Annotated in this window: 20 protein-coding genes; 10 read left to right on the plus strand and 10 right to left on the minus strand. The window is 71.9% G+C overall.

Annotated elements, in window-relative coordinates:
- The first annotated feature begins 3 nt into the window (after nucleotides 1–3).
- Genes AB4Y83_RS17180 through AB4Y83_RS17190 form a run of 3 tightly spaced genes read left to right on the plus strand, consistent with a single transcriptional unit; the run spans nucleotide 4 to nucleotide 4,019 of the window.
- Nucleotides 4–897, plus strand: a complete 894-nt coding sequence (locus tag AB4Y83_RS17180) for a carbohydrate ABC transporter permease (protein ID WP_056775419.1) — start codon at nucleotides 4–6, stop codon at nucleotides 895–897.
- A gap of 1 nt (nucleotide 898) precedes the next feature.
- Nucleotides 899–1,816, plus strand: a complete 918-nt coding sequence (locus tag AB4Y83_RS17185; RefSeq protein ID WP_442276507.1) for a carbohydrate ABC transporter permease — start codon at nucleotides 899–901, stop codon at nucleotides 1,814–1,816.
- A 1-nt stretch (nucleotide 1,817) separates the two neighbouring features.
- Nucleotides 1,818–4,019: an alpha-galactosidase gene (locus AB4Y83_RS17190; protein ID WP_442297604.1), complete on the plus strand. Its 2,202-nt coding sequence runs from the start codon at nucleotides 1,818–1,820 to the stop codon at nucleotides 4,017–4,019.
- A 7-nt stretch (nucleotides 4,020–4,026) separates the two neighbouring features.
- On the opposite strand, the gene AB4Y83_RS17195 is transcribed toward AB4Y83_RS17190, so the two are convergent.
- Nucleotides 4,027–4,527: a Fur family transcriptional regulator gene (locus AB4Y83_RS17195; protein WP_442297605.1), complete on the minus strand. Its 501-nt coding sequence runs from the start codon at nucleotides 4,525–4,527 to the stop codon at nucleotides 4,027–4,029.
- Between the two features lie 32 nt (nucleotides 4,528–4,559).
- Here AB4Y83_RS17195 and tdh point away from each other — a divergent pair, with 32 nt between their 5' ends.
- The 3 genes from tdh to AB4Y83_RS17210 are packed head-to-tail and all read left to right on the plus strand — an operon-like array spanning nucleotide 4,560 to nucleotide 6,620.
- A complete protein-coding gene (tdh, locus tag AB4Y83_RS17200) occupies nucleotides 4,560–5,597 on the plus strand; it encodes an L-threonine 3-dehydrogenase (RefSeq protein ID WP_256795024.1) in 1,038 nt (345 codons plus the stop codon).
- Between the two features lies 1 nt (nucleotide 5,598).
- Nucleotides 5,599–6,246: an alpha/beta fold hydrolase gene (locus AB4Y83_RS17205; protein ID WP_442297606.1), complete on the plus strand. Its 648-nt coding sequence runs from the start codon at nucleotides 5,599–5,601 to the stop codon at nucleotides 6,244–6,246.
- Nucleotides 6,243–6,620 (plus strand): DUF2568 domain-containing protein, encoded by a 378-nt coding sequence (locus tag AB4Y83_RS17210; protein WP_442297607.1) that lies wholly within the window; start codon nucleotides 6,243–6,245, stop codon nucleotides 6,618–6,620. Before AB4Y83_RS17205 ends, AB4Y83_RS17210 begins: the two co-directional genes overlap by 4 nt.
- 18 nt (nucleotides 6,621–6,638) lie before the next feature.
- On the opposite strand, the gene AB4Y83_RS17215 is transcribed toward AB4Y83_RS17210, so the two are convergent.
- Nucleotides 6,639–7,019, minus strand: a complete 381-nt coding sequence (locus AB4Y83_RS17215; RefSeq protein WP_442276512.1) for a hypothetical protein — start codon at nucleotides 7,017–7,019, stop codon at nucleotides 6,639–6,641.
- Nucleotides 7,020–7,162: 143 nt separating this feature from the next.
- On the opposite strand from AB4Y83_RS17215, the gene AB4Y83_RS17220 reads away from it, so the two are divergent.
- Nucleotides 7,163–7,732, plus strand: coding sequence for a dihydrofolate reductase family protein (locus AB4Y83_RS17220; RefSeq protein WP_442276513.1), 570 nt, complete (start codon nucleotides 7,163–7,165; stop codon nucleotides 7,730–7,732).
- On the opposite strand, the gene AB4Y83_RS17225 is transcribed toward AB4Y83_RS17220, so the two are convergent.
- From AB4Y83_RS17225 to AB4Y83_RS17235, 3 genes are all read right to left on the minus strand, one after another.
- On the minus strand, nucleotides 7,722–10,799 hold the full coding sequence (locus AB4Y83_RS17225; protein WP_442297608.1) for a CHAT domain-containing protein: 3,078 nt from the start codon (nucleotides 10,797–10,799) through the stop codon (nucleotides 7,722–7,724). The genes AB4Y83_RS17220 and AB4Y83_RS17225 overlap by 11 nt on opposite strands.
- Before the next feature lie 3 nt (nucleotides 10,800–10,802).
- Nucleotides 10,803–11,630, minus strand: coding sequence for a caspase family protein (locus AB4Y83_RS17230; protein WP_442297609.1), 828 nt, complete (start codon nucleotides 11,628–11,630; stop codon nucleotides 10,803–10,805).
- Between the two features lie 127 nt (nucleotides 11,631–11,757).
- Complete coding sequence (locus tag AB4Y83_RS17235; RefSeq protein ID WP_442297626.1) at nucleotides 11,758–12,174, minus strand: SCO4226 family nickel-binding protein; 417 nt, start codon at nucleotides 12,172–12,174, stop codon at nucleotides 11,758–11,760.
- Between the two features lie 216 nt (nucleotides 12,175–12,390).
- On the opposite strand from AB4Y83_RS17235, the gene AB4Y83_RS17240 reads away from it, so the two are divergent.
- Nucleotides 12,391–13,584: a glycine C-acetyltransferase gene (locus tag AB4Y83_RS17240; RefSeq protein WP_442276517.1), complete on the plus strand. Its 1,194-nt coding sequence runs from the start codon at nucleotides 12,391–12,393 to the stop codon at nucleotides 13,582–13,584.
- Between the two features lie 120 nt (nucleotides 13,585–13,704).
- On the opposite strand, the gene AB4Y83_RS17245 is transcribed toward AB4Y83_RS17240, so the two are convergent.
- The 3 genes from AB4Y83_RS17245 to AB4Y83_RS17255 form a co-directional block, all read right to left on the minus strand.
- Nucleotides 13,705–15,129: a PepSY-associated TM helix domain-containing protein gene (locus AB4Y83_RS17245; RefSeq protein ID WP_442297610.1), complete on the minus strand. Its 1,425-nt coding sequence runs from the start codon at nucleotides 15,127–15,129 to the stop codon at nucleotides 13,705–13,707.
- Between the two features lie 62 nt (nucleotides 15,130–15,191).
- Nucleotides 15,192–15,908: a hypothetical protein gene (locus AB4Y83_RS17250; protein ID WP_442297611.1), complete on the minus strand. Its 717-nt coding sequence runs from the start codon at nucleotides 15,906–15,908 to the stop codon at nucleotides 15,192–15,194.
- 46 nt (nucleotides 15,909–15,954) lie between these two features.
- Nucleotides 15,955–16,383 carry a pyridoxamine 5'-phosphate oxidase family protein gene (locus AB4Y83_RS17255; protein WP_442276520.1) on the minus strand — a complete coding sequence of 143 codons (429 nt, stop codon included), beginning with the start codon at nucleotides 16,381–16,383 and terminating at the stop codon, nucleotides 15,955–15,957.
- 138 nt (nucleotides 16,384–16,521) lie between these two features.
- On the opposite strand from AB4Y83_RS17255, the gene AB4Y83_RS17260 reads away from it, so the two are divergent.
- Together AB4Y83_RS17260 and AB4Y83_RS17265 are read left to right on the plus strand one after the other, a co-directional pair.
- Nucleotides 16,522–18,564, plus strand: coding sequence for an NAD(+) synthase (locus tag AB4Y83_RS17260; RefSeq protein ID WP_442297612.1), 2,043 nt, complete (start codon nucleotides 16,522–16,524; stop codon nucleotides 18,562–18,564).
- A 10-nt stretch (nucleotides 18,565–18,574) separates the two neighbouring features.
- On the plus strand, nucleotides 18,575–19,075 hold the full coding sequence (locus tag AB4Y83_RS17265; protein ID WP_200958954.1) for a GNAT family N-acetyltransferase: 501 nt from the start codon (nucleotides 18,575–18,577) through the stop codon (nucleotides 19,073–19,075).
- Between the two features lie 13 nt (nucleotides 19,076–19,088).
- Here AB4Y83_RS17265 and AB4Y83_RS17270 read toward each other — a convergent pair whose 3' ends face one another.
- The gene (locus tag AB4Y83_RS17270; RefSeq protein ID WP_442297613.1) at nucleotides 19,089–20,138 is read right to left on the minus strand and encodes a zinc-dependent alcohol dehydrogenase family protein; all 1,050 of its coding nucleotides are present in this window, start codon (nucleotides 20,136–20,138) and stop codon (nucleotides 19,089–19,091) included.
- Nucleotides 20,139–20,265: 127 nt separating this feature from the next.
- Entirely contained in the window at nucleotides 20,266–22,452 is a 2,187-nt protein-coding gene (locus AB4Y83_RS17275) for a DEAD/DEAH box helicase (RefSeq protein WP_442276523.1), read from the minus strand.
- Between the last annotated feature and the right edge of the window lie 125 nt (nucleotides 22,453–22,577).

The raw sequence follows: 22,577 nt of genomic DNA on the forward strand, positions 1-22,577 counted from the left end.
GCCATGGCGAGCAAGCGCAAGTACAGAGGTATCGACCAGCTGTCGACACGCGACAAGGTCGTCGTGTCGCTGATGGTCATCGTGCCGACCCTCATCGTCCTGTGGCTCGTCTGGCTGCCGGCGATCGGCTCGGTCCTGCTCTCCTTCACCAACTGGGACGGGATCGGGCCGCTCTCCGGCATCAAGTCGGTGGGGCTGCAGAACTACCGGGACATCGCGACGATCTACCCGCCGTTCTGGCCGGCCATCCAGCACAACCTGATCTGGCTCGCCGTGATGTTCCTCGTCGCGACGCCGCTCGGCATGCTCTTCGCCGTGCTCGTCGACCGGGGCGTGGCGGGCACGCGGTTCTACCAGACGAGCATCTACCTGCCGGTCGTGCTGTCGCTGGCCCTCATCGGCTTCATCTGGCAGCTCATCTACTCGCGCGACCAGGGACTGATCAACGCGATCACGGGTGGCACGACCGACTGGTACGGCGACCCGAACGTCAACCTGTGGGCCGCGCTCGTGGCCGCGAGCTGGCGCCACGCGGGCTACATCATGCTGCTCTACCTGGCCGGACTCAAGGGCGTCGACCCGTCGCTGCGCGAGGCGGCCAAGATCGACGGTGCGAGCGAGTCGCAGACGTTCTTCAAGGTCGTCTTCCCGGTGATGCGGCCGATCAACATCATCGTCCTCGTCGTCACCTTCATCGAGTCGCTGCGTGCCTTCGACCTCGTGTGGGTCATCAACAAGGGCCGCAACGGCCTCGAGCTGATCTCGACCCTCGTGACCCAGAACGTCGTCGGCGAGGCGAGCCGCATCGGCTTCGGGTCGGCGCTCGCGACGATCATGCTGCTCATCTCGAGCGTGCTCGTCTTCATCTACCTGCGCATCGCCATGAAGGAGGACTGACATGTCCCTCGCCGCCGACCCGGTGAAGGAGCGCAGCGAGGCGCTGCTCAAGCCGCACGAGGGGGGACCGCAGTCCGGCCGTCGCTGGCTGCTGCCGGTCATGCTCACGCTGATCTCGCTCATCTGGCTCTTCCCGCTGCTCCTCGCGCTCGTCAACTCCTTTCGCGACTACGCCTTCACGGCGAAGAACGGCTACGTCTCGTGGGGCGGGTTCACGCTCGACAACTACACGAACGCGTGGCAGCAGGCCGACTTCGGCCTGCACTTCATGAACTCGGCGATCATCACGATCCCTGCGGTCATCCTCACGCTGTTCCTGTCGTGCTGCGTGGCCTTCGTCGTCGCGCGCTTCTCGTTCAAGTTCAACCTCGCGCTGCTCGGCTTCTTCCTCGCAGCCAACCTGCTGCCGCCCCAGGCGCTGCTCATCCCGGTCTACCGGATGTTCCGCGCCATCGAGGTGCCCCTGTGGATCAGCGACTCGGGCACCCTGCTCAACAGCTTCGTCGGCCTGATCCTCGTCAACATGGCCTTCCAGATCGGCTTCTGCGCCTTCGTGCTCAGCAACTACATGAAGGCGCTGCCGAAGGAGCTCTACGAGTCCGCCGTCATCGACGGTGCGAGCGTGACCCGGCAGTTCTTCCAGATCACGCTGCCGCTGTGCCGGCCGGCCCTGGCCGCGCTCGCGGTGCTCCAGACGACGTGGATCTACAACGAGTTCTTCTGGGCCACCGTGCTGCTCCAGCAGGGCGACAAGTTCCCGGTGACGAGCTCGCTCAACAACCTGCGGGGCCAGTTCTTCACGGACAACAACCTCGTGGCCGCCGGGTCCATGATCGTCGCGATCCCGACCCTCGTGATCTTCTTCGTGCTCCAACGACACTTCGTGGCCGGCCTGACGCTCGGCGCGACCAAGGGATGACGTGACCGACCTGACCGACCAGTCCACCCCGTCCACCGTCCACCTGGAGTCCGCCGGGACCGCGCTCGTGCTCGAGCCGCGCCCCGGCGGCTCGGGCTTGCCCGAGGTCATCCACTGGGGTGCCGCGCTCGAGGGCGGGGTGAGCACGTATGCCGTCCTTCCCGCGCTGACGCTCGCTCCCGTCGGCCACAGCGCGCTCGACGTGCCCTGGCCGCTCACCGTGCTGCCGGGAGAGGCCGACGGCTGGTCGGGCACGCCCGGCTGGGCCGGCCACCGCGCCGGCTCCGCGGGCGCCGTGCGCTGGCACGACGTGACCTGCGAGCCCGACGGCACGACTCTCGTGACCCGCGCGAGCTCGCCGGACGGCATACTCCTCGAGCTGCGGCACGCGCTCGACGAGCACGGCGTGCTCCGCGTCGACGCGTCGGTGACCAACACGGGCGAGGACACCGCCCCGCTCGACGTCTCGGCGCTGCGCGCGATCCTGCCGCTGCCGCTGCGCGCGGACGAGGTGCTCGACCTCACCGGTCGGTGGTGCCGTGAGCGTTCCCCGCAGCGCAGCCGCCTCGACCACGGCACCCACCTGCGGGCAAGCCGCCGCGGTCGCACCGGCCACGACGCGACGCTGCTCATGATGGCCGGCACGGCCGGCTTCGACTGGCGCTCGGGCGAGGTCTGGACCGTGCACACGGCCTGGAGCGGCAACCACGAGCACCTCGTCGAGTCGCTGCCCGAGGGTGCGGGTCGCCACCACGCCGTCATCGGCGGCGGCGAGCTGCTCGCCCCCGGCGAGGTGCGCCTCGCACCGGGGGAGTCGTATGCGGCCCCGACGGTCGTCTTCGTGCACTCGACCGAGGGGCTGGACGGCCTCTCGCGCCGCCTCCACCGCAGCCTCCGTGCCCGCGCGGGCCACCCGTCGCGTCCGCGTCCCGTCGTGCTCAACACGTGGGAGGCCGTCTACTTCGAGACTGACCTCGAGCACCTCAAAGCCCTGGCGGACACGGCATCCCGGATCGGCGTCGAGCGCTTCGTCCTCGACGACGGCTGGTTCGGCGGGCGCCGTCACGACCGCGCGGGGCTCGGTGACTGGGTCGTCTCGACGGACGTGTGGCCCGAGGGGATGGGTCCGCTCGTCGACCACGTCAAGGGCCTCGGCCTCGAGTTCGGGCTGTGGTTCGAGCCCGAGATGGTCAACGAGGACAGCGACCTCGTGCGCGCGCACCCCGAGTGGGTGCTGCGCCCGGCCGCCGGGTCGCCGCGCGAGTGGCGCTGGCAGCAGCTGCTCGACCTGACGCACGACGCCGCGCGCGAGCAGCTGTTCGCGCGGATCAGCGGGCTCGTCACCGACATCGGCATCGACTACATCAAGTGGGACCACAACCGCGACCTGCTCGAGGCCGTCCACACCGTCGACGGCCCTACCGGGCGCCTCGTCGACGCCCCGGCCGTGCACGCCCACACCCTCGCCTTCTACCGCCTGCTCGACGACCTGCGGGCGCGGCACCCGCAGCTCGAGATCGAGTCGTGCAGCAGCGGTGGGGCGCGTGTCGACCTGGCCGTGCTCGACCGCACCGACCGCATCTGGACGAGCGACTGCAACGACGCGCTCGAGCGGGCGACCATCCAGCGCTGGACGAGCCTGCTCGTGCCGGCCGAGCTCATGGGCACGCACGTCGGCCCGGCAACGGCCCACACGACGCACCGCACGGTCGACCTCGGCTTCCGCACGCTCATGGCGCTCCAGGGTCACGCCGGTCTCGAGTGGGACATCACGGAGTGCTCCGACGAGGAGCTCGAGGCGCTGACGGGGTGGACCGCGCTCGCGCGCGAGCTGCGGCCGTTGCTCCACACCGGCGACCTCGTGCGCTCCGAGAGCCCGGACGGCACGGTCATCGTCACGGGCACCGTCGACGGCGAGCGCAGCCGGGCGGCCTACACCGTGGCCCGTCTCGTGACCGGCCGCGACGCCGCGACCGGCGCGCTGCCCCTGCCGGGCCTCGACCCGAGCAGGTCGTATGCCGTCCGGGTGCGTCCCGAGGCCGGCCTGCCCGCGGTCGTGCAGAACACCCCGCCGGGCTGGTGGGAGCCGGCCCTCGGCGAGGACGGCGTCGTCGTCCCGGGGTCGGTCCTGACGAGCGTCGGCCTGCCGGTCCCGATCATGGGCCCGGCCCAGGGCTACCTCCTCGACCTCCGCGCCCTCTGACCCGCGGTCAGGGCGTCGCGCAGTCGCCGCAGGTGCCGAGCAGGGCCGCGTGACCGGTGTCGAGGGTGAAGCCGAGGTCGGCGCGCAGCCGCGCGGCCACCTCGTCGAACACGTCCGGTGCCACGTCGAGCACACGCCCGCAGACGTGGCACTGGACGTGGGCGTGTCCGTGGTCGTGGGCGGCGTGCTCGTGCTGCTCGGTGGGCGACGGCTCGGTGAGGTGGTAGACCGTCGCCGTCCCGCCGAGGTGAACGTGCGAGAGGACGCCGGTCTCGACGAGCGAGGTCAGTGTGCGGTAGACGGTGGCCCGGTGCACGCTCGGCTCGACGTCGGCCACGCGGGTGCCGATCTGCTCGGCGGTGAGGTGCTCGTCGGCGAGGTCGGCGGCGTCGACGACGTGCAGCACGGCATACCTCGCCGGGGTGACGCGCTCACCGGCAGACCGTAGCCGCGCGACGGCGGCGGCCACCCGGGGGCTCGGCGCGGGGCTCTCGGCAGAGGGGGGCACGCTCCCATTATCGGCAGTGGCAGACTCTCCCCGTGCGCGCACTCACCAAGCTGACCGCAGGCCCCGGCCTCTCGCTCGTCGACCGTCCCGAGCCCGAGTGCGGGCCCGCCGACGTCAAGATCCGCGTCCTGCGGGCGGGCCTCTGCGGCACCGACCTGCACCTCGCCGGCTGGGACGACTGGGCGGCGTCGACCGTCACGCCGCCGCTCGTCATCGGCCACGAGTTCTACGGCGAGGTCGTCGAGGTCGGCGAGGACGTCACGGGCATCTCCGTCGGTGACCGTGCCTCCGGCGAGGGCCACATCGTGTGCGGCCGCTGCCGCAACTGCCGCGCCGGCCGCCGCCACCTCTGCATCCGCACCGAGGGCATCGGCGTCAACCGCGACGGCGCCTTCGCCGACTACGTCGTCATCCCGGCGAGCAACGCGTGGATCCAGCCGGCGGACCTCGACCCCGACCTCGGCGCCGTCTTCGACCCGCTCGGCAACGCGACCCACACGGCCCTGCAGTGGCCGATGGTCGGCGAGGACGTCGTCATCACCGGCGCCGGCCCGATCGGCGTCATGGCCGCCGCGATCGCGCGGCACGCGGGTGCCCGCTACGTCGTCGTCACCGACGCGAGCGACTACCGCCTCGCGCTCGCCGAGCACGCCGGTGCCGACCTGACGATCAACGTGACGCGCGAGAGCCTCGCCGACGCGCAGGCCCACCTCGGCATGAAGGAGGGCTTCGACATCGGGCTCGAGATGTCCGGTGCCGCGCCGGCCGTCACCGACATGATCGCCAACATGAACCACGGCGGGCGCATCGCGCTCCTCGGCCTGCCGCACCAGTCCTACGAGCTCGACTGGGGCAAGGTCATCACCCACATGATCACGCTCAAGGGCATCTACGGCCGCGAGATGTACGACACGTGGTACGCCATGTCGCAGATGATCGCGACGTCCGAGCGCTTCCGGTCCGCGGTCGCCCAGGTCATCACCCACCGCTTCCCTGCCGAGCAGTGGGAGGAGGCCTTCGAGACCGCCCGGTCCGGCCAGTGCGGCAAGGTCGTCCTCGACTGGAGCTGACGTGGCTCCTCGCCCGCTCGTCCTGCTGCACGGTCTCGGCCAGTCGCCGATCGCGTGGCAGGACTTCGTGTCGGCCTACGGCGCCGGCCGCCCGATGACGGCCCCCTGGATGAAGGGGCTCAAGCCCAAGGACCCCGTCGGCTTCGACCTCGGCGACGCGGCGTCGGGCGTCGCGGACGAGCTCGAGCTCCAGGGCGTCAAGCAGGCCGACTTCGTCGGGGTCTCGGTGGGTGCGAGCGTCGCGCTGCGCCTCGCCGTCGAGCGGCCGGAACTCGTCGGGCGTCTCGTCCTCGGCGGCGCGCTCGTGCGCCCGGGCCGGGGAGCCCTGCGGATGCAGCGCCTCGCGATGCGTCTCGTGCCGGAGAGCAGGCTCGTCGACGCAGGGGTCTCGCGCCCGCGGATGCTCGCGGTCCTCGACGCGCTCAAGGGCTTCGACGGCACGGAGTCGCTGCGTGCCGTTGCGGCGCCGGTGCTCCTCGTCGCCGGGTCGAGGGACAAGGCCGGGATCGTCGCGGCGCAGGAGCTCTCGCAGCACCTGCCGACCGCACGTCTGCAGGTCGTCGACGGGGCCGGGGCGCTCGTCAACACCGAGTCGGCGCGCGAGCTCGCGGACCTCACGCACGCCTTCCTCGACGAGCCGGACCCGTGACCGCGCGCTCCGTCGCGGGCGTCAACGCGAATGACGTCATCGCCTTCGGCGTCGAGGTGCTGGCCGTCGTCCTGCTCGCGGTCTGGGGAGCCACGCTCGGGACCACCACCGCCGCCCACGTGCTCGGCGGGGTCCTCGTCCCCGCGGCCGCCGTCACCCTCTGGGGACTCTTCGCGGCGCCCCGGGCGGTCGTGCAGGTGCCCGTGCTCGGCGTCCTGACCAAGGTGGTCGTGCTCGGAGGCGCTGCGGTCGCAGCCTTCGCGGTCCTGCCGCTCGCGTGGGCCGTCGTCGTCGCCGTGGTGGTCGTCGTCAACACGGTGCTGACGTGGTTCGGTCCCTTCGCGCGCCGGGACGCGGCTCCTTCGTCGTCCTGAGCTGCGGGGTGGACGGGCTCAGCAGAGGTTGATGCCGCCGGCGTCGAGCAGCTTGGCCACGACCTTCTCGTCGGTGACCGCGGGGACCATCCAGTTCTTGCCGGCCACGGACTTCACGCCGTTCGTGCACTCGAACGTGCTGACCCGCCGGTCGAGCTCGACGGCCTGGTCGTAGAAGGCCGCCTCGACCGGCTTGCCCTGCGCTCCCGTGCACGTGATCTTGTGCTCGGCCAGCGACCCCTGCATGTCGCCGCTCGACGGACAGACGAGCTCGGCGACGGCGGCCCAGTCGGGGTGCGCGGCGGCCTCGGGGGACGAGGCGGGCGAGCTGCCACCGCAGGCCGCGAGGGGGAGGGCGAGGGCGGCCGTGGCGCAGGCGAGGGTGAGGCGTCGGAGCACGAGAGCGTTCCCTGAGGGTGGGGGATGGAGGGGGATCGGCCCGGGGTGGCCGGGCGCAAACCCCGGTCATGCTAGACCTCGGGCCGGCGCAGGACCCACCCGAACGAGGTGCCCTGAGCGTGCGTGAGTGACAGAGTCGACACATGGCCCGCCTCATCTACACGACCATCGCCTCGCTCGACGGCTACGTCAACGACGCCGCCGGCGGCTTCCAGTGGGCCGCCCCCGACCGGGAGGTGCACTCGTTCGTCAACGACCTCGAGCGCGACGTCGGCACCTATCTCACCGGACGCCGCCTCCACGACGTGATGGTCTACTGGCAGACGGCGCCCACCGAGGACTCCGACGATCCGGACGACGCCGTCGAGCACGACTACGCCCGCATCTGGCAGGCGGCCGAGAAGGTCGTCTACTCGCGCACCCTCGAGGCCGTGTCGGGCCCGCGGACGCGGCTCGAGCGCGACTTCGACCCCGCCGCCGTCGCGACGCTCGTGGCCTCGGCCGACCGCGACGTCAGCATCGGCGGTCCCACCCTCGCGGCCGAGGCCCTGCGCGCCGGCATCGTCGACGAGCTGCGCCTGCTGACGGTGCCCGTCGTCGTGGGTGGCGGCACGCGAACCATCCCGGACGGCATACGCCTCGACCTCGAGCTGCTCGAGCACCGCCGCTTCGCCGGCGGCACGACGTACGCGAGGTATGCCGTCACGCGGTGACCGTGCCGTCCGTGTCGTCCGTTTCCGGCGGGGGTGCGTCGAGGGCCACGAGACCATCGCGCAGGGTCTGGAGGAACTCGGCGCGGCGCTGCGCCTCCGTGCCGGCCATGACGATGAGGAAGTCGACCTGGTCGCGCACCTGGCGCAGCTGCTCCTCGCTGCCGAGATCGCTCGCACGCCGGTAGAGGTCGAGGGCGTGTTCGGCCTCGGCGTCGGTGGCCCGGGGGCTCCACAGCGCGTCGAGGACGAGCAGGTCGCCGTAGACCGCGACCGTCCAGAAGGTGGGGGCGAGGTAGGCCTCCTCGCGGGCGGCGCCGATCGACTCGTCGATGAGCCGGCGCGCCTCGGACCGGTCGAGCCCGGTGCGCCCCTCGACCGGTCGCCAGCGCAGGGCCAGCTCGGCGGCGAGCCAGTTGGCGAGCGCGCCGTGGCGACGCCGGTCGGTGGCTCCCGAGGCGGTCCGGGCCGCGGCGTACCAGTCGGACATCTGGGCCAGCGCGTCGTGCGTGCGTGTCCAGTCGCCGCTGCGGGTCGAGCCGGGGCGCTCGGGACACGTGACGAGGGCGAGCCGCTTGTAGGCGCTCGCGACCCGCCACAGCCGGTCGATGCCGACGCCACCCGACGCCCCGGGGGCCTGGCCCGGGAGGAAGGCGACCCGTTCGGGTGCGTGCGACCCGAGCACGAGGGACGCGGGGTTGTCGAGGAGCGTGCGCAGCCGGTCGATGGCCGACTCGATCGTGGCGACCGCGTCGTCGACGGGGTCGTCGCTCGCCGCCGCCGCCCGGACGACCTGGTCGATCCAGACCTCGAAGTCGCGCACCGTCAGGGCCGTCCCGCCCCGCTCGAGGGTCTGCTCGAAGTACTGCCTCGCGTGCCCGAAGTCGCCGAACTTGTTGTACGTCCGGGCGATGAGCACCTGGAGCGCGTCGTCCTCGCGGTCCTCGGGCGAGAGGGCCTCGTAGAGCTCGCTCAGCCGGTCGAGCCCGAAGCGGGTGTTGCGGCTGACGTCGACGGACTGTCCGAGGTTCTCGATCTCGACCCTGGCCTGCTCGGCGCTCGCGGGCGCCGGCCGCACCGTCGTCGCGCGATGCACGACCGCGTCGGGGGCCAAGCGGTAGTCCGGGTCGCCGTAGCACTGGTAGGCGCCCCACGTGTTGACGGCCGGGTGGTCGTTCCACGTCTGCCAGCGGGCCGCGGCGATCGCCTCGCCGAACGTCAGCCCGGAGAGCAGCCGGTCGTAGAGCGTCGCCGCGAAGGTCGAGGCCGCGGCGTCGTCGACGGCCCAGCCGCAGGCGACGACGGCCCGCACGCCGATGTCGATGAGCTCGGTCGCGAAGCTCGCGGCGAGCCGGTGGTAGTTGCCGGCGCGCTCGGTCGGCATGCCCGGAGCACCCGGGACTGCCGGGCCGACGGGAGTGCTCGGTCCCATCGACCCGAGGTGGCAGCAGTTGACGACGACGAGCTCGGGCACCTGCCGCATCTGGCCGACCTCACCTGCCGTGAGGTACATCCCGTTGCCGAGCACCATGCCGGTGACCGTGGCGTCCGTCCCGTCGCCGAGCGGCCACTCGAAGACACCGTGACCGGCGAGGTGGACGACGCGGTAGGACGTCGCGAAGAGGGCCTGGATGACCTTCGTGCCGCTCTCGGCGATGAGCGGCTCGGCCTCGAAACCGCTCTGTCGCAAGGCATCTGCGACCCCACGGGCCTCTCTCTGGGCGGCGGGGAGGGCGCTCAGACCGCTCGCGGTGTCGCCGACGACCAGGGCTCGGCTGCTCGTGGCCGAGAGCACGTGGCTTCGCATCGAGGAGCCCTCGAGCTGGCGGACGAGCCCGCGCCGGACGCCGAGCGGCTCGCGGTCCTCCTCGGTGCCGTGGTCGTCGAGCAGCTCCCACGGGTAGTGCGCCGAGCCGCGGTCGACGAGCAGCACGAGGTTGTCGGTGTCGGGCGCCTGCGCCTTGAGGTCGTTGGGGAAGAGCAGCTCGAAGAGCGTCCGGGCCGCCGACGGGTCGGGTGACGGGGAGTCGACGAGCGACTCGACGAGCCGGTCGACGAGGGCCCGCTGCGTCGGGACGGTGCGCGTCGGCGTGCCCGCCCGTCGCATCGACGCCTCGAACGACAGACCGCCGTCGGGCTCGCTGCGCACCCGCACCTGCTGCCACCAGCCGGTCGGCTCCTGGAAGAGCAGCCGACGCTGGCGGCCCGGGCGCTCCTCGAGGCGCAGGCCGGCCGTGAAGGAGTCGGCGAGCTCGCCGCTCGTCAGCGACGACCCGAGGGCCTCGACCGCCTGGAGGGCGCGGTCCTGCCACAGCTCGATGATCTCGAGCTCGGCGATGTGCACCCCCAGGTCGGTGTCGGCGAGCCGGTCGTTGGCTCGCTGCACCCCGGTCAGCAGGGCCTGCACGCTGTCGCGGACCGGGAGGCCGCCCTGACCGGTGCCGATGAGCAGGCTGGAGAGCCTCAGCTGTCGCACCTCGGTGCTCGTCGCCGAGGCCCCGGCCGTGAGGTGGCCGAGGGCCGACGTCAGCACCGCGTGGGCGGTCGCGCGCGCCAGCGACGCGGCGCTCAGGCCGCCGATGGGGCCGAGCCCGGCCACGACCGCACCCGGCGGGCGGGTCCACTCGTCGGGGTCGGTGAACACCTGGCACGTCTCGATCGGCCCGGGGTAGATGCCGAGCAGGGCGGCCCGCGAGAGCCGGCCGTCGAGCAGCTCGTCGAGGGCGCCCTCGCCGCCGACGAGGGTGCTGCCCGGGTAGTGCCCGACGAGGACGTGGTGGCGGGCGAAGCGCAGGTCGCCGTGCGAGATGCGGACCCGGGTCAGCGGCCGCGACGGGTCGGCGTCGGGGTCGGCGTCGGGGGCTGGAGCGGGGGCCGGGGCGGGGCCGGCGTCGGCGGCCGGCTTCGGCTCGGGTGGCGGGGTGACCACGTGCTGGGGTGCCGGCGCCGTGGCCTCGGCGCTCGGCGGGTCGGGCAGCGGCTGCTCGGGGAGGACAGGCGCGTGCGCGTCGGTCGGGACGGCATACGGCTCGTGGTCTGCGGGGGGCGTGGCGCCCACGAGGGTCGACACGGCTCAGCCCACCCCCGACAGGAAGGTCTGGTCGAGGCGCGGGGCGCGCCCCTCGAGCTGCGGCACCTGGTCGTAGTTGCCGCGCAGGCCGGCGAGCGTGCGGGTGTGGAGGGCCCGGTAGGTCGACTGCGGGTCCTCGCGCATGGCCCGGACAAGGTAGTAGGTCAGGGCGCCGTTGTAGTCGCCGTCGATGTGCGCGTCGGCGGAGGTCTGGTCGTCGCGGCAGCCGCTGACGAGGGTCTCGGCGATGTCGACGACGTGCACGTCCTCGGCGCGGCGACGGCGGCGGACGCGTCGTGGCGTCCCCGTGAAGCCGCCACCGCGGGCCTCGTCGTCGGGGTTGGGCAGGAAGCGTGACACGACCTCCGGCGCTGGGCCGCCGAGGAGCACCGGCTCGCGGGTGTTGCTGCCGGAGTGGCAGCAGTCCATGACGACGGTGAGCGACGCGCCGGGGTCGAGCCGGTCGAACGTCGTGCGGAGCCAGTCGTCGGTGAGTGGGTCGTTCCAGTCGAGGTCGTGCGGGCAGAGGATCTCGTCGCGGTGGTCGGTCGTCTCGTCCCCGCTGGTGTCGGGGACGTTCGAGCCGTGGCCCGAGTAGTGGAGGTAGAGGACGTCACCGGACCGGGCCGTGTCGACGAGGTCGGCGATGCTCTGCGTCATCGCGCCCTTGGTCGCGGCGCCGTCGAGGAGCATCGTGATGTCGGACTCGGCGAAGCCGTAGAGGTCGGTCAGCGCGCCGGCGACGGCGTGGACGTCGTTGACGCAGCCCCGGAGGTTCGCCCACGGGATCGCGTACTCGTTGACCCCGATGAGCAGCGCGCGCTTGGACATGGTGGACTCCTTCGACCCGGGCCGCGCAGTGGGCGCGACGGCCCCTGCGAACCAGTGTTCTCCTGAGGGGCTGCTGATACAGCCGGTTCAGGAGGAACGGTTGGGTCGGTCGACGGGGTCTGCAGGCTCAGGCGGTGACCGTGATCTCGTGGATCTCGTCCGCCGGGTGACCGGTGCGCTCGTGGATGCGCCTCACGGCGTCGGCGCTCGGTCCCTCGGACAGGCAGAACACATGGCCGCTCGTGGGGTCGGCCCAGGCGTGCTTGAACACGACGCCCTCGTCGTCCTGGATGTCGAGGTCGGCCTGGTGGGCCTCCATCAGTGCTTCCGATGTCACACCCGGCATGTTGGTGTGAACGTCCATGAACTCTGGCATGTGATCGCCTCGCTGGGTCGTCGATCCCCCGATGAACGGTGGCTCCACGCTACGCCGGGTCGCGCCCGTCGGCAGGGACTTCGGCGTGAGTCCGTCAGTCGCTCGCGGCCTCCTCTCGATTGTGTCGGTGCGCACCCGCCCGCAGATCTGCAGCACCTTGTAGGGCATCTCGTCCGTGTCGACGGACACGGCCGCGCGGTCACCGTCCCTGAGAGCCCAGGCTTCCCTGTCGTGTCGTCATGACCTCACTCCTTCCTCCGGCCCGCGGACGCGGGCGTCCTTCTGACGTCCTCCGCTGCCGCGCAGGACGTCAGCGGTTCCGCGAACACGGCCGGGCATACGCTGGGTGGCGCCACACGCCCCACCGACCCGCGAAGGACACCGATGTACGGCTCAGTCAAGGACGAGATCGCCGCGACGCTGCAGGAGATCAAGGACGCCGGCCTCTACAAGAGCGAGCGGGAGCTGACGTCGCCGCAGTCGGCGCACGTGACGACCCTCAAGGCGGAGGCGCTCAACTTCTGCGCCAACAACTACCTCGGTCTCGCGAACGACCCGGGCGTCGTCGAGGCGTCGAAGAAGGCGCTCGACGAGTGGGGCTTCGGCATGGCCTCGGTGCGCTTCATCTGCGGCACCCAGACGCTGCACACCTCCCTCGAGCACCAGATCAGCGAGTTCCTCGGCACGGAGGCGACGATCCTCTACTCGTCGTGCTTCGACGCGAACGGCGGCGTCTTCGAGGTGCTCTTCGGCGCCGAGGACGCGATCATCAGCGACGAGCTCAACCACGCCTCGATCATCGACGGCGTGCGGCTGTCCAAGGCGATGCGCTACCGCTACAAGAACGCCGACATGACCGACCTGCGGGCCCAGCTCGAGGCAGCCCGGGACGCCGACGCGAGGCGGACCGTCGTCGTCACGGACGGCGTCTTCTCGATGGACGGGTCGTATGCCCCGCTCGACGAGATCTGCGACCTGGCCGACGAGTTCGGTGCGCTCGTCTTCGTCGACGACTCCCACGCCGTCGGCTTCGTCGGTGACGGCGGTCGGGGCACGCCCGAGCTCTTCGGTGTCATGGACCGTGTCGACATCATCACGGGCACCCTCGGCAAGGCGCTCGGCGGTGCGTCCGGCGGCTACGTGAGCTCGCGCCAGGAGATCGTCGACCTGCTCCGCCAGCGTTCGCGCCCCTACCTCTTCAGCAACTCCGTGGCACCGTCCGTCGTCGCGGGCTCCATGGCCGCCCTCGAGCTCGTCGAGAGCTCGGCCGAGAAGCGCGAGACGCTCAAGGCCAACACGGCGCTCTTCCACTCGCTCATGACCGAGGCCGGCTTCGAGCTGCTCCCGGGCACGCACCCGATCCGTCCCGTCATGTTCCCCGGCGAGGACGGCGCCCGTCAGGCCGCGCAGATCGCCGACCACATGCTCGGCAACGGCGTCTACGTCATCGCCTTCAGCTTCCCGGTCGTCCCGCGGGGCAAGGCCCGCATCCGTGTGCAGCTCTCGGCCGCGCACTCGGAGGCCGACGTGCGCGCGTGCGTCGACGCCTTCGTCGCGGCCCGCGACGCCGTCGGCTGAGCGCTCGGGCGGGTGCGCGCTCGTGCCAGAGGTGCGGGTTCCCGCGAGGAGTGCGCGCTGCACCGCGCACTCCTGCGGGGAGGGGGCACCTCTGGGGTGAGCGTGCACCTGTCGTGACCGCTACCGGTCGGCGGTGTTGAACGCCTGGCGTAGGCGCGGCACTCGCCGGATGACGACGCGGTCGAGCAGCAGCACGACGACGAGTGACGCGCCGAAGACCGGCAGCAGGACCGCCAGCCCCACGACGAGCACGGCGAGCAGCGGCGAGGAGGCGAGCGGCATACGCCCTCGGGGTGCGCCGACGGCGCGCGAGCCGCGCGGACGGCGGCGCCACCACATGACCGGCCCGGTCACGCACGACACGATGACGGCCACGCAGAAGAGCGCGGTGAGCCAGAAGTTCAGCGCGCCGAAGCGGCGCCCCTCGTGGACGGCGATGCCCTGGCTGACGACCTTCGCGAGCGCCGGGTAGTCGTCGTAGCCGTACGTGCTCACGACCTGGCCGCCGAAGCGGTCGACGTGCACGGTCCGCTCGGCCCCGGGGTCCTCGAAGGCGTAGCCGATGACCGAGTAGACGCCGCGGTCGTCCGACGGCAGCGCGACCGTCACCGGGTGCGCCAGCCCCGAACGGTCACCCACCTCCACTGCGGTGTCGAGGTTCGCGACGCTGACCTCGTCTCCGGCCGCGACCGGATCCGACTGCGGCACAAGGCTCTTGCCCTGTGCCCATGGGACGGCGTGGTGACTGTGCGGTAGCGACTCGTCCAAGGTCGAGGTCGGGTTGGACAGGGCGCCCGGGTCCTCGGCCCACATCGACGTGCCGCGGTCGGTGGCCAGCTGCTGCACCTGCTCGCCCCAGATGCCGGTCCACGGCAGGCCCGAGACCACGAGGAGCAGCAGCCCGGCGCCGACGAACGCTCCGGTGCGGGCGTGGGTCGTCCGCAGCCGGGCGCCGGGTGCATCGCCCTCACGCCGCCGACGCCGCCCCCGCCGACCGCGGACGAAGAGGTAGTAGCCGGTGACGGCCATGACGATCGCCCAGCACGCGCCGAGCTCGATGACGGCGTCGCCGACCCGGCCGGCCATGAGGTCGGCGTGCAGGCGCACGGCGGTGCCGCTGATCGTCGAGTCGGGGTCGAGCGAGCCGAGCACCCGCACCGTGTAGGGGTCGACGAAGACGTCGCGAGTCAGGCCCTCGGCCGTCTCGACGGTGAAGCGGGCGCTGGCGTCGGCGCCGGTCGGCTCCGTGAACGAGACGACGGTGGCCCCCGGAGACGCCTCCTGGACGGCCTCGAGCTGGGTCTGCCACGGCTGCGTCAGCTGACCCGCCGCGTGGTCGACGCGCATGAGGTCTGGGTGGACGAGCAGCTCGATCTGGAAGCGGAAGAGGTAGACGAGGCCGGTGACGGCGAGGACGAGCAGGACCGGGACGACGACGACGGAGGCGTAGAAGTGCCACCGCCAGAAAGCGCGGAACAGGCCGGTGGTCGGGCGGGAACCCTTGCGGGCGAGGGGTTTCGGACGTGCGGGATCGATGACGGACATGGTGCTCCTCGGGCATGACGGTGGGGCAGCGGCCGGGCGGTGGCCGGCGCTGCGAGGTGGTGTCAGGTGAGGAGGCAGGCGGGCGGGCCGCGACGCACCGGGGTGCGGGCGCGCCACACGTCGGCCGGGACGCGCACGTCCGACGGCCGGGGTCGCGGGTCGCGGAGTCCCGCGCACGTGGCCGCGACAGCGTGGATCAGGGCAACGGCGCCGTGGGCGAGTGACAGCACTGCACGGGTCAGCGCGACGCCGACCGTGGCCAGGAGTGCGCAGGCGACCCGCCACGACTCCTCGCTGCGGGTCAGCAGGACGCCGATCGTGACCGCAGCGGCGACGTGCGCGAGCAGCATCGTCGGGGTCGGGAGCAGGTCGGTGAGCGCGCTCGTCGCGACCACGCCACCGGGGTCAGCCGTGCCGGCGCCCGTGCCGACGCCCGTGTCGATGCGACCGAGGGGGCGTATGCCGTGTGCCGCGTGGGAGGGGCCGGTGCCGGTCCCGTGGACGGGGGAGCCCGCGGCCATCGCCGCGAGCCCGTGCACGACGTGCGCAGCCACCTGGAGGGCGGCGAGCAGGACCGCGGACCGGACGGCCGTCAGGCCCGAGCGCACGAACGGCAGGGTGGCGCCGGTCAGGAGGGCCGTCGCCACGAGCACGCCGGAGCCCGAGACGAGGTGGCCGCCACCGACCGCGTGCGCGACCGTGGCTCCGCCGGAGGCGACGAGCGCCAGCACGAGCGCCCGCAGGGCCTGCGCGCGCGGGCTCCGGGCGGACGTGGGCACCCGCCTAGGGTAGACGAGGGCGCGTGCCGGCCCGGCGGTCAGGCGGTCAGCCAGTGGGCAGGTCCCGCAGCCACGGCCTCGTGAGGTCGAAGCGGCGTCCGGAGATCTCGTCGACCTCGATCGCGACGACGACGGACTTCGGGGTGTCGATCCACGGCCGCACGGGGAGGCGCTCGACGACGTAGGCGGCCTGTCCCTCGAGCGTGCGCGCCCGGCCCCGGCAGATGACGCTCGTGGCGCGCTCTCCGACGATCTCGTCGACCTCGAAGGCGACGTCGGGGTTGGCCGTCACGCCGAAGAGCTTGCTGCCCTCGGCCGTCATGAAGACGATGCGCTCGCCGTCGAGGGCGTAGTTGATCGGCGTCAGGTGCACCTCACCGACGAGGTGGAAGGCCAGGCGGCCGAACTCGTGGGCGCGGAGGAAGCCCCAGGACTCCTCCGGGTGAAGGACGTGGACCGGGTTCTGGTCCGACATGGTGACCTCCTCGGTTGCTCGTCGGGCGAGTGTCCGACTACTACTGATGGTAGTAAAGATGGTCCCGGACACGCCCGCGCTCGCGGCGAGTCCCGCGTCACACGCACTGCCCGCACGGGCGTGCGATTGACTGTGCCCATGGACTTCTACAGCTCCTGGGCCCAGGGCTTCGCCCGCGTCGCCGCGTGCACCCTGCCGATCGTGGCGGTCGACCCCGAGCGCAACGCCGACGCCGTCATCACGCAGCTGCGCGAGCTCGACGACGAGGGCGTCGGCCTCGTGCTCTTCCCGGAGCTGTGCCTGTCGGGCTACGCCATCGACGACCTGCTCCTGCAGGACCCGCTCCTCGATGCCGTCGACGACGCCCTGGCCCGCATCGCCGAGGCCACCGCTGACCTCCGCCCCGTCGTCATCGTCGGCGCGCCGCTGGAGAAGGGCTCGCGCGTCTACAACTGCGGCGTCGTCATCCACGGCGGTCGCATCCTCGGTGTCGCACCGAAGTCCTACCTGCCGAACTACCGCGAGTTCTACGAGCGGCGGCACTTCGCGCCCGGCGACGACCAGCGCGGCCAGACGATCGACGTCGCGGGCGACCGGGTGCCGTTCGGCCCCGACCTGCTCTTCCGGGCCACCGACGTGCCGGGCTTCGTCCTGCACGTCGAGGTCTGCGAGGACATGTGGGTCCCCGTCCCGCCGAGCCACGAGGCGGCGCTCGCCGGCGCGACGATCCTCACCAACCTCTCCGGTTCGCCGATCACCGTCTCGCGCGCCGAGGACCGTCACCTGCTCGCCCGCAGCGCGTCTGCCCGCTGCCTCGCCGCCTACCTCTACGCCGCGGCCGGCGAGGGCGAGAGCTCGACCGACCTGTCGTGGGACGGCATGACGATGGTCTACGAGAACGGCGCCCTCCTCGCCGAGAGCGAGCGTTTCCCCGAGGGTGCCCGCGCCTCCGTCGCCGACATCGACCTCGACCTGCTGCGCCAGGAGCGCCAGCGGCAGGGCACCTTCGACGACAACCGCCGCACCCACGCCGCGCGCACCGACGGCTTCCGCACCGTCGAGCTCGAGCTCGACCCGCCGGCCGGCGACCTCGGCCTGCTCCGCAAGGTCGACCGCTTCCCCTTCGTGCCCGACGACGAGGACCGCCTCGCGCTCGACTGCTACGAGGCCTACAACATCCAGGTCTCCGGTCTCGAGCAGCGCCTGCGCGCCATCGGGCAGCCCAAGGTCGTCATCGGCGTGAGCGGCGGCCTCGACTCGACCCACGCGCTCATCGTCGCGGCCAAGGCCATGGACCGGCTCGACCGGCCCCGCAGTGACATCCTCGCCTTCACGATGCCCGGCTTCGCGACGAGCGACCACACGAAGAGCAACGCCATCGCGCTCATGGAGTCGCTCGAGGTCACGTGGGAGGAGCTCGACATCCGACCGGCGGCGACCCAGATGCTCGAGGCGATGGGCCACCCGTTCGGCCGGGGCGAGGAGCTCTACGACGTCACCTTCGAGAACGTCCAGGCCGGCCTGCGCACCGACTACCTCTTCCGCATCGCCAACCAGCGCGGCGGCATCGTCCTCGGCACCGGTGACCTGTCCGAGCTCGCCCTCGGCTGGTGCACCTACGGCGTCGGCGACCAGATGAGCCACTACGGCGTCAACACCGGCGTGCCCAAGACCCTGATGCAGCACCTCATCCGCTGGGTCGTGTCGTCGAGCCAGTTCGACGAGGAGGTCGCCGGCACGCTGACCTCGATCCTCGACACCGAGATCACGCCCGAGCTCGTGCCGGCCAAGGAGGGCGAGAAGCCGCAGAGCACGGAGGCGATGATCGGGCCCTACGACCTGCAGGACTTCACGCTCTTCCACGTGCTGCGCCGCGGCTACCGCCCCTCCAAGATCGCCTACCTCGCGTGGAACGCGTGGCGGGACAGCGAGGCGGGGGAGTGGCCCGCGGGCTACCCCGAGGCCGACCGGACGGCATACGACCTCGCGACGATCCGGCACTGGCTCGAGGTCTTCGTCAAGCGCTACTTCGCCAACCAGTTCAAGCGCTCCGCGCTGCCCAACGGGCCCAAGGTCGTGGCGGGCGGATCGCTGTCGCCGCGTGGGGACTGGCGTATGCCGTCCGACGCGACGTCGGTGGCGTGGCTGAGTGAGCTGGACGCGAATGTCCCTGAGAAGTAAGGCGATCCGAGTGGCTTCCACCATCACTGTCCGGGATTTCGACGAGGCCGACTGGCCGCTCGTGTGGCCCGTCATCGAGCAGGTCGTCCGCGCGGGCGACACCTTCCCCTTCCCGACCGACCTCACCGAGACGGAGGCGCGCGGCATCTGGCTCGAGAACGGTCCCGGGGGACGTGTCACCGTCGCGGTCGACGGCGATCGCGTCCTCGGCACGGCGAAGATGGGGCGCAACCGTCCCGGCCCCGGGTCGCACGTCGCGACAGCGAGCTACATGGTGTCGGCCGAGGCCCGAGGTCTCGGCGCCGGGCGGGCGCTCGTCGTCGACTCCCTCGACTGGGCCCGCGAGTCCGGCTATGCCGCCATGCAGTTCAACGCCGTCGTCGCCACCAACACGGGTGCGGTGCGGCTCTACGAGAGTCTCGGCTTCACGGTCGTCGGCACCGTGCCGCGGGCCCACGAGCTCCCGACCGGGGAGCGCGTGGGCCTGCGGATCATGCACGTCGACCTCTGAGGTCCCGCGCCCCTCAGCGCGTCAGCACCACCTTGAGGGCTCCGGTGTCCGCCGCGCGGGCGAACGTGTCGTAGGCGTCGAGGAAGTCGGCCATCGGGAAACGGTGCGTCACGAACTGCGCCAGGTCGATGTGGTGGGTGGCCAGGAGCCGGAGCAGGGTCGGCGTCGAGTAGGTGTCGACGAGACCCGTCGTGATGGTGACGTTCTTGATCCAGAGGTCCTCCAGGTGCAGGGTGGCCGGGCCGCCGTGGACGCCCACGTTGGCGACGGTGCCACCGGGGCGCACCAGAGCCGCGCACTGCTCGAACGTCGATGCCACCCCCACCGCCTCGATGGCGACGTCGGCGCCGAGACCCTGCGTCAGGTCCCGGACGATCGCGACGGCGTCCTCGCGGGAGGGGTTCACCGTGATGTCGGCCCCGAACTGCTTGGCCGCCTCGAGTCGGGCATCGGCCAGGTCGATGGCCACGACGTGCGCCGGACTGAAGAGCTTGGCACCCATGATGGCGGAGAGCCCGACCGGGCCGGCGCCCACCACCGCTACGACGTCACCGGGACGGACCCGGCCGTTCAGCACACCGACCTCGTAGCCCGTGGGCCCGATGTCGGCGAGCATGAGTACTTCCTCGTCAGTCACTCCTTCGGGGACGGCGTACGTCGACGTGTCCGCGAAGGGGACGCGGACGTACTCCGCCTGTGTGCCGTCGATCGTGTGGCCAAGGATCCAGCCCCCGCCGCCGATGCACTGGCCGTAGCTGCTCTCACGGCAGTACCGGCACGCGCCGCAGGCGGTGATGCAGGAGACGAGCACGCGGTCGCCGGGCTTGACGTTCTTGACGCCCGGGCCGACCTCCTCGACGGTGCCGACCGCCTCGTGGCCGAGGATCCGACCTTCGGTGACGGCCGCGACGTCACCCTTGAGGATGTGCAGGTCGGTGCCGCAGATGGTCACGCTGTCGACCCGGACGACGGCGTCGGTGTCGGCCTGGACCGTCGGCTTCGGGACCTCGTCCCAGGTCTTCCGGCCGGGGCCGTGGTAGACGATCGCGTGCATGGTGCTCATGTCTCCTCCTCGGGCCGCAGGTCAGCGGCGCGGGTCCAGTCCATCGCGGGGACCGGTGAGGAGGTAGGGCCATACGTCCCGCCCCGGGGGTGCGGGGACGGGACCAGGGTCCCGAGTCAGCTGGGCGTCAGGGCTCGACGAGCGCCTGGCGCAGCAGCTCGACGAGGGCGTCGAGCTGGAGCGTGTCGCCCGACGTGATGTCCTCGTCGCTGCCGTCGAGGGCGCGCGCGGCGAGCCCCTGCTTGGCATCGATGAGCTCGGCGATCTTGGAGTCGATGGTGCCGGAGGCGAGGATGCGCCAGGCCGTGACGGGCTCGTCCTGGCCGATGCGGTGCACCCGGTCGATCGCCTGCTGCTGCTCGGCCGCGGTCCACGACAGCTCGGCGAGCACGACGTTGGAGGCGGCGTGCAGGTTGAGCCCGACGCCGGCGGCGGTGAGTGAGCAGACCGCGACGGCGACCTCGGGGTCCTTCTGGAAGGCGTCGATCGCCTCCTGGCGCTGCTTCGAGGTCTGCTCGCCGCGGACCGACACGGTGCGCAGGCCGGCCGAGGCGAGGACGCGCTCAGCGGCGTCCATGACGTCGATGTGCTTGGCGAAGAAGACGACCTTGCCCACCGAGTGCGACAGCTGCACGGCGTAGTCGGCGGCGAGCGTCGACTTGGCCTGGCCGATGCGGCGCACGAGCGAGAAGACGTTGTCGGTGCCCTTCTCGGCCGACGCGGCGCGCAGCTCCGCGGCGGCGACCCGACGCATGAGGGCGGTGTCGGGCTCGCCGTCCTCCTCGCGACCGTCGCCGGCGGCCAGGAGGGACTGGTAGCGCTGGGCCAGACGGCGCCCCAGGGCGCGCTCGGCCTCGCGGATCGACCGACCGAGGTCGTCGTCGAGCTCGACGGTGATGTCGGCGATCCGCTTGTCGGGCAGGTCCTTGGCGACGTCGACCTTGCGGCGGCGCACGATGCCCATGTCGATGACCGCGCGACGGGCCTCCGGGTAGAAGGCGCGGTCGGCGGGCGTGTGCCCGGTGTCGTCGAGGCGCCGCGTGATCTCGGCGGTCGGCTTGCCGTCCTTGATCCAGCCGAGGAAGCGCCAGATCGCGTCGAAGTCCTTGACGTCGTTGATGAGCGGCGTGCCGGTGAGGGCCATGAGGAGCGGGTCGCCGCCGGGCGTCGTCGACCGCAGCCGGTCGCCGAGCGCCAGGACCTGCTGGGACCGCTGCGACTGGAGGTTCTTGATGAAGTGGGCCTCGTCGACGACCATCGAGCGGAAGCCGAAGCTCGAGAGCCACCCGAAGTGCCGGTCGAGGATCTCGTAGTTGACGACGAAGACGTCGGCGAAGGCGTCGACGTCGTTGCCGTCGCCGTGGATGACGGTGACCCGGCGCTGCGGCGTCCACCGCTCGACCTCACGGGCCCAGTTGATCTTCACGACGTTCGGCACGACGGCGAGCATCGGGTAGGCGCCGGCGATCGAGGCGGCCATGACCGACTGGGCCGTCTTGCCGAGACCGGGCTCGTCGGCGAGCAGGAAGGTGCGGTGGCCCTCCTGGACGCTCTGGAGGAAGCGGGACTGGTGGACCATGAGCTGCGACCCGGGTGGGGAGAAGCGGTCGATCTGCGGCGTCGGCGGCAGGTCCATCGACGCTGCCTCTCCGCCGGCGCCCTGCTCGAAGGCGCGGTACAGGGGGCTGAGCAGGTCCCACCCGGCGAGCCGGTTGGGAAGGTAGTCGCTCTGGGCGCGACCGACGTCGGGCGTCAGGAACGGGTTGGCGAGCGCCCGCGACGGCACCGACTGCGGCATCACCTGGCGGGCCGCGATCTGCGGCGGGACGACCGGCCGCGGGGGCTCAGGCGCCTGGATGACGAGGTCCTCCTCGGCGAGCTCGGCGCCCGACTCGAGGAGCCAGTCGCGCCGCATCTGCTGGGCCGCGGGGCCGGGCTTGGCGTTCGCGTCGAGCAGCGTCAGCAGGCTCGTGTCACGGGCCGCGATCTGCGCGAGGATCGTCGCGATGCCGTCGAGGCGCTTGAGCAGGTCGGCTCGCGTGGCCGACGGGATCGACACGTCCTCGCGGACCCGGGCGCGCTCGGACCGCATGAGCGTGGCCACGACGAGGAACTTGGTCCGGTTCGTCGGGCTGGCCTTGCCCTTGCTCGAGACGCGGGACTCGACCTCGCGGACCCGCCGCGCGAGCACGGGGATGAGCGGCGCAGGGTCGTCCTTGCGCTGGGTGGCCTTCCGCTGACCCTGGTTCTGGCCGTTCTGCCCCTGCTTGGGGCCCTGGCCGTCGGTCGGTCGGCGGCGGACGCGCGTTGCCATGTTCCTCCTGATGACGCGGAGGACGTCGAGCGGGCTGGGCCCCCGGACGACACCGTGCCTGACTGGGTCGGTGTCGGCGGCGGACTCGGCTCGAGTCCCGGTGGACGCGGCTCGCGCGCCCTGTG

This window comes from Terrabacter sp. RAF57 (assembly GCF_052113925.1).
Classification (GTDB): domain Bacteria; phylum Actinomycetota; class Actinomycetes; order Actinomycetales; family Dermatophilaceae; genus Terrabacter.

Excerpts from the sequence above, each read along its gene's own strand:
- AB4Y83_RS17220 (WP_442276513.1), top strand. The coding sequence starts at position 7,163 with ATGGCCCGCCTCATCTACACGACCATCGCCTCGCTCGACGGCTACGTC.
- AB4Y83_RS17240 (WP_442276517.1), top strand. The coding sequence starts at position 12,391 with ATGTACGGCTCAGTCAAGGACGAGATCGCCGCGACGCTGCAGGAGATC.
- AB4Y83_RS17185 (WP_442276507.1), top strand. The coding sequence starts at position 899 with ATGTCCCTCGCCGCCGACCCGGTGAAGGAGCGCAGCGAGGCGCTGCTC.
- AB4Y83_RS17270 (WP_442297613.1), bottom strand. The coding sequence starts at position 20,138 with ATGAGCACCATGCACGCGATCGTCTACCACGGCCCCGGCCGGAAGACC.
- AB4Y83_RS17245 (WP_442297610.1), bottom strand. The coding sequence starts at position 15,129 with ATGTCCGTCATCGATCCCGCACGTCCGAAACCCCTCGCCCGCAAGGGT.
- AB4Y83_RS17235 (WP_442297626.1), bottom strand. The coding sequence starts at position 12,174 with ATGCCCTACAAGGTGCTGCAGATCTGCGGGCGGGTGCGCACCGACACA.
- AB4Y83_RS17230 (WP_442297609.1), bottom strand. The coding sequence starts at position 11,630 with ATGTCCAAGCGCGCGCTGCTCATCGGGGTCAACGAGTACGCGATCCCG.
- AB4Y83_RS17275 (WP_442276523.1), bottom strand. The coding sequence starts at position 22,452 with ATGGCAACGCGCGTCCGCCGCCGACCGACCGACGGCCAGGGCCCCAAG.
- AB4Y83_RS17260 (WP_442297612.1), top strand. The coding sequence starts at position 16,522 with ATGGACTTCTACAGCTCCTGGGCCCAGGGCTTCGCCCGCGTCGCCGCG.
- AB4Y83_RS17180 (WP_056775419.1), top strand. The coding sequence starts at position 4 with ATGGCGAGCAAGCGCAAGTACAGAGGTATCGACCAGCTGTCGACACGC.
- AB4Y83_RS17255 (WP_442276520.1), bottom strand. The coding sequence starts at position 16,383 with ATGTCGGACCAGAACCCGGTCCACGTCCTTCACCCGGAGGAGTCCTGG.